This is a genomic window from Mobilicoccus sp., from assembly GCF_032060985.1.
Lineage (GTDB): Bacteria > Actinomycetota > Actinomycetes > Actinomycetales > Dermatophilaceae > Mobilicoccus.
Genome location: NZ_DAMBGD010000012.1, coordinates 109,845 through 115,888, shown reverse-complemented (window position 1 = coordinate 115,888; position 6,044 = coordinate 109,845). Strand labels below are relative to the sequence as shown.

General features: G+C 71.1%; 4 protein-coding genes. 1 reads left to right on the top strand and 3 read right to left on the bottom strand.

Annotation, left to right across the window (positions count from 1 at the left end; translation table 11 throughout):
• Positions 1-115 precede the first annotated feature (115 nt).
• The gene (locus RT054_RS10855; protein WP_313023572.1) at positions 116-1,108 is read right to left on the bottom strand and encodes a glycosyltransferase family 2 protein; all 993 of its coding nucleotides are present in this window, start codon (positions 1,106-1,108) and stop codon (positions 116-118) included.
• Between the two features lie 97 nt (positions 1,109-1,205).
• On the bottom strand, positions 1,206-1,769 hold the full coding sequence (locus RT054_RS10850; RefSeq protein ID WP_313023570.1) for a hypothetical protein: 564 nt from the start codon (positions 1,767-1,769) through the stop codon (positions 1,206-1,208).
• Positions 1,770-1,884: 115 nt separating this feature from the next.
• On the opposite strand from RT054_RS10850, the gene RT054_RS10845 reads away from it, so the two are divergent.
• On the top strand, positions 1,885-3,426 hold the full coding sequence (locus RT054_RS10845) for a WecB/TagA/CpsF family glycosyltransferase (RefSeq protein WP_313023568.1): 1,542 nt from the start codon (positions 1,885-1,887) through the stop codon (positions 3,424-3,426).
• Here RT054_RS10845 and RT054_RS10840 read toward each other — a convergent pair.
• Positions 3,341-5,845 carry a malectin domain-containing carbohydrate-binding protein gene (locus RT054_RS10840; RefSeq protein WP_313023566.1) on the bottom strand — a complete coding sequence of 835 codons (2,505 nt, stop codon included), beginning with the start codon at positions 5,843-5,845 and terminating at the stop codon, positions 3,341-3,343. The genes RT054_RS10845 and RT054_RS10840 overlap by 86 nt on opposite strands.
• Between the last annotated feature and the right edge of the window lie 199 nt (positions 5,846-6,044).

Sequence of the window (6,044 nt, the reverse complement as noted above, 5' to 3'; positions counted from 1 at the left end):
CTCTTACCAAGACGCGCCGGAATACCCACCCCCGGACGGTGGATCAGGGCTGAGCGCACCTCCCACGTCGGCGCGCGCCGGGCTCCCCACTCCGACCGGGACTGAGCCGGAACGGTCACTCGCGGGTGTGCTCGCCCAACGTCGACCGGCGACGGGCCGCCCGAAGGGCCATGTGCAGCGTGTGCCCCACCGAGCCGGGTCGTAGCCAGACCCGGGCGGGGGTGTCGGCCACGACCCGCAGAACGTCCCTGGTGGCACCGGCGTTGGCGAAGAACTCCATGAACATGCGCTGGCTGGCCGCGAGCGCGTCGGCGTCCAGACGGCGGCGCCGGCGGCGGACCTGCCGATACATGTGCCGATGCCCCGAGATGACGTTCTCGCGGCTCCGGGATATCCGCACCGGATCGGTCGGGTCCTGCACGTAGGTGACGAGCGGTTCGCGGACCACGCAGACCCCTCCCGTGTCGTTGAGGCGGAGGTACAGGTCCCAGTCCTGGCACGACCTGAGGGCGGTGTCGGGCCCTCCGATCCGTTCGAGTGCCGCCTTCTCGACGAGCAGCACGGAGTAGCCGCCGAGGGCGTTCCTCACGCACAGCTCCGGGCATCGCACACCGTCGATGTCGGGCTCGATCTCCATCCGTACCTCGCCGTCGGGTGTCTGGAGACGGAACCACGTGCCGCAGAAGGTGTAGGACGGCCCCTTGGCGGCGAGGAGGTCCAGCTGGCGCTCGAGTTTGGTCGGCCACCAGACGTCGTCACTGTCGAGGAACGCGACGTACCGGCCTCGGGCATGCGCGACGCCCGTGGCCCGGGCCGCGTTGCCGCCCAGATTCCTCTCGTGGACCACGAGGCGCACGCGCGGGTCGGGGATGTCGCGCACGACCTCGGGCGTCTCGTCGGCCGAGGCATCGTCGACGACGACGATCTCGAAATCCTGATGGGTCTGCCCCAGCACACTGTCCACGGCGGCCCGGATCGAGCCCGCACGTCGATAGGTCGGGACGACGACGGTGACCGTCGGGGCGCCGGTGTCGGCACCGGCCTCGGACGGCTGGAGTGCCGTCGCGGAGGAGGGGTCGGAGTCTGCAGGGGTGGCCGAGGCTGTCACGAGACGTCCTTCGTTCGGCCGCCGATCCTCCCCGGAACAGGCGGCTGGGTGAGCGGATCCCCTGTCGCAGCAGCCTAGGTGACGCGTCCTCCTCGGTCTAACTGACTCCGGTACGGCTCGGTCCGCCGATTCGCCGGGCGGGGACACCCGCGTACGTGTACTCGGCCTCCGTGTCGGTGAGCAGGACCGCGTTCGCGCCCACCCGCGTGCCGTCGGCGATCTGCACCGGCCCGAGGACCTTGGCCCCCGCGCCGAGGAAGACGCGGTCGCCCAGCGTCGCGGCGGGCCTGCCGTCGCGGACCCCGATCGTCACCTGGTGGTACAGCGTGAGGTTCTTCCCGATCGAGACCGACGGATGCATGATGACCCCGCGCCCCGCGTGCTCGAGCTTGACGCCGGGCCCGGCCCAGACCTCGTGCGGCAACTCGGCACCGATGACGCCCTGGGTCCAGACCAGATCCGCGAGCAGCACGAGGCGTCGGACGATGAAGGCCCCCGGTCCCTTGGCGTACCGCAGGCACTGACCCGCCCGCCAGATCGCGAGTGTGAGGCGCTGGTACGGGTAGGGCGAGCGGGCGTAATCCGCGGCGAGCAGCTCACGGCAGGTGCGCATCGCCGTCCTCAGATCGCGAGGACGCTCCGCGGGGGTGGGTGAGGTCACGTGGGTCTCCGAGGGGTGCAGGTCTGCGACGACGCATCGGGTGAGTCGTCGTGCGGACGCCGAGTCGCGTTGAGCGCCAGCCGAGTCCCCACTAACGTTACCGAGTATGACCCCTGTGAGCCCCACGTCCTTCCGGCCGGGCGCCGACGCCGGGGACGCGCACGACGGGCGACGCGACCGCGTGGTCGGCGTTGCGCTCACGGCCGTGCTCTCCCCCGCGATGGCCGTCCGTGGCGCCGTCGGACTGGTTCGACAGGGGCGGGTGTTCGACGAGCACGTGCGTGTGGGCCGTCACGGTCGGCCCGTCACCATCCGCTCCTTCGCCGGCGACGCCCCCGGCCGCCGACTCGCCTACCTGCTCTCCGTCGCCTCCGGTGACCTTCGCTTCTTCGGGCCCCGCCCGCTGCATCCCCGCGACGTCGCCGCACGTCGTTCACGTGATCCCGACCTCACGCCGGGTCTCATGTCCGCGCATCGGTTGCGTGCCCGCACCGGCATCGCCTACGAGGGGAGCGAGGCGCCACAGACGGATCTCACCACGTTGAAGGGCGCGGGCCTGGTGGTGCGCTACGCCGTCGCCGAGCTCCTCGGCGGTGGCGGCCGACCGGCTCCACCCCGCCTCACCGTCCTCGGTGTCGAGGTGACCAACACGAGCATGGACGAGGCCGTCGACTGGGTCGTCGACCGCGCACGGGACGAGCGGCCGGCGCTGCTCGCGTTCGTCAATCCCGACTGCCTCAACAAGGCCGTGACCAACTCCGCCTACCGGTCCGTGCTCGGGCGGGCCGCGCGGGTGCTGCCCGACGGCATCGGCATCAAGATGGCCGCCCGGTTCCAGGGCGTCGACGTCCGCGAGAACGTCAACGGCACCGACATGTTCCCCCGGCTCTGCGAGCGGGCGGCCATCGAGGGGCTCTCTCTCTATCTCCTGGGCGCCAGGCCGGGGGTCGCGGCGGCCGCGGCCGAGGAGATGCGCCGCCGGTTCCCCGGTCTGTCGGTGGTCGGCACGCGAGACGGATACTTCGACACCGACGCCGAGCCCGCGGTCATCGAGGAGATCCGCACCTCGGGGGCCGACATCCTCATGGTGGCCTTGGGAGTCCCCCGCCAGGAGTTCTGGCTCGACGAGCACCTCGAGTCGCTCGGCGTCGGCGTCGCCATGGGCGTCGGCGGTCTCTTCGACTTCTACTCCGGCCGCATCCCACGCGCACCGGGCTGGCTGCGCGAGATGGGGTTGGAGTGGATCTGGCGCCTGACCCAGGAACCTGGCCGGATGTGGCGTCGGTACGTCGTCGGCAACCCCGTCTTCCTCGCTCGCGCCTGGTGGGAGGCCCGCCGCCGCGGAGGCATCGGCGACTCCGAACGTCCTCCGCTCCTCGGCTACGGCTACTACGGTGACGAGCCCGCGACCCTCGACGCCGTTCTCGCCGACCCCGGTGTGAGCGACGACGTCGTGAGCGCACCCGCCGACTCGACGGCCCCCGGCTCTCCCGAGGCCGAGGGATCCGCCCCGGCCGGCGCCGAGGAGGACCGGCCGGCCGACCCCCGGGACCGGCCGGCCGGCGCCGTGGTCACGGGCGGCCGTGATCCATCGGCAAGAACTGCACCTCGTTCCAAGGGAACTCGTGCATCACGTCCCAGGCGTGTCCGCCGATGAGGCTGTCCCACGGGTCGCTCCCGGTCGCCTGACGCTCCAAGGCGCCCGACTCCGCCGCGACCGCCACGGACCCGCCGCGGTCGGTGACCACGAACCCGTACGTCTGAGCGGCCTCGGCGATCATCCGCCCCAGCGGCGTGAGGTTGTACCGGTCGAGGTCGAGCGCAGGGTTCAGGCGGAACCGTTGCCCCTCCACCGGGGCGAGCGGGGAGGAGGAGGTGCCGTCGGTGCGGTTCGCCGGCCAGGAGAACGCGCCGGAGCGGACCTCGGGCAGCGAGATGCTGAGGGCGTGGTCGATCCGGCCACGACGCACATCGGCGAGCGACACCATGCCCGGCGTGACGGCGAGTCCCGAGGCGCTGGCCCCGAACCCCAGCGGGAAGATGCCCTGCGAGGTCGAGACGTCGTCGATCCGGCCACCCCAACACGCCGACCATCCGCCGTCGGGGTCACGCCGCATCTGCCAGAACTCCCACAGCTCGTCACTCGTCGGGTCGTAGATCGTCATCTGACCGTCGTCGCCGGCAGCGGCCTCGGCGTCGTCCGGCACCGGCACCTCGCGGAAGTAGCCGGGCCCGTCGTAGAGGCTCGGGGGGATCCGGCCGTCCGGACTGCAGGAGTACCGCACGTCCACGCGCTTCGTGCCGGCCGGGACGCGGTGATGCCCGACGTGGTAGGAGTACGCGTTGAACGCGGCGATCCCGCCGTAGCGCGACGAGACCTCGCCGGCGAGGGCATCGGCCATCGCCTTCGAATCCTCGCGCACCGGCGCCTTGGAGATGTCCTGCGTGTAGAAGCTGTTCGGCGCCAGGGTCACCTCACGGTGCGGAGCGTCGGCCGGGATCGGCACCTCGGAGGTCGACACGACCTCGATGGCGCTGATGAGCGGGAGATCCTTCTTGGCCACGAATCGCAGGTCGAGGCGGCCGTCGGCCACCGGCACGTCGAACACGAGGTCATGGGCCGTGGCCGGACCCACGGCGGCGGTGATGTCCACGTCCGCCGCGCGGATCTGCCCCTCGGCCATGACGTCGAAGATGCGGTGCCCGGGGCTCCAGTAGCTGTCCTCGGCCATCAACAGTCGCACGCGGTACGTCGCCTTCGCCGGGACGGGCAGCTCGTACCCGCGAACGTCCCACACGTTGGCCCGGTAGAGCTCGTCCTCGTCGGTCCCCTTGATGTCCCAGCCGGCCATCTTCGTCGAGGTCCGCCAGCTGCCCAGGGTCGCCGACCACCGGCTCCACACATGACCCGCGCTGTCGGTCACCGGTGTCGGACGGGCCACCATGCGCGACTCGAAGATCCGCTTCTCCACCGGCGTACCGCCCGGATCGGGCGTGGTCGGCGTCGGGCCGGGTGTCGAGGGGGGCGCCGGGACGAGCTGATCCACCGCCACGGCGGAGACGATGGCGTTGTCGGCCAGCGCCGTGAACGTCAGGTCCAGTCGCCCGTCGTCGACGTGGACGGTGAACTCACGGACGAGAGCCGTGCGCCTCCCGACCTCGGCGAAGATGTCGATCCCCTTCGCCACGGTCTTGCCCTCCGCGCCGACGTCGAAGACGCGACGGCCCGGTTCGGTCCACCACCCGTCGACCAGGTGAAGGCGCACTCGATAGTCCCCGGGCTCCGGGACCGGCGTCGACCAGCCACTCATCCCGTAGACGGCGCTCTGGTAGAGGATGTCGTCGTCGGTCTTGTCGATGGGGACGGACCCGAGGGTCGTCGAGCGGCGGACATTGCCCGTCCAGCCCCGAGGAGTCGTCCATTCGGTTCCCGAGGAGTCCTTGACCGGGTGGTCCCAGCTGCTCATCCGCACCACCGGCCGCTCCACCGGTGCGGGCGGGGGCGGAGGGGCCGGGATGTCACCGACCCGCGTGATCTCCACGGCCGAGACCAGGGTGTTCTCGACGCGGGCGACGAAACCGAGGTCGAGGGCGCCATCGGTCACCTCGACGTCGAACGTCAGGTCGTAGGCCCGGCCCTTGCCGGCACGAGCGGCGATGTCCACACCCTTCTCCATCACCTTCCCCTCGCCGACGACGTCGAAGACGCGGCGACCCGCCTCGGAGTACCAGTCCTCTGCGAAGAGCAGACGCACCCGGTAGACGCCCTGGCTGGGAACCGGAGCGGTCAATCCCTTGGCCCCGACGGCATTCACCTCGTAGAGGTCGTCCTCGGTGGTACCGAGCACGTCCTTGTTGAAGAGGATCCAGGAGCGGCGGTCGGTCCCGAACCGGTTGACGCCCGACTCCCACACCCGCCCCATCGAGTCGGTGACGGGAGAGTTGTTCGTGGTCACGCGGTGGGTCCAGGCGTCGGTGGCGGCCGCGGGTGGCGGTGACGCCATGGTCAGAGAGGTGAGGACGAGGACGAGGGCGGTGAGAAGACCGCCCGCCCTTCGACGGGCATGAGAAGACATGGCAAGGTTCCTTCGTCGGTGAACGTGCCGCCGCCTGGCAGAGCGGACGACGTCGGCGGTGGTGTCGGCCAGCTCCCCGCACCGGGGTGTCCCGGTTCGCGAGTGAGGACGACGGAGCTCGGCACGCCCGTCCTGCACCGAATCGGCGCGCGACGGATCAGGGCTGCCCCGGGACGCGTGCGAGATCCCCGGGCGGACG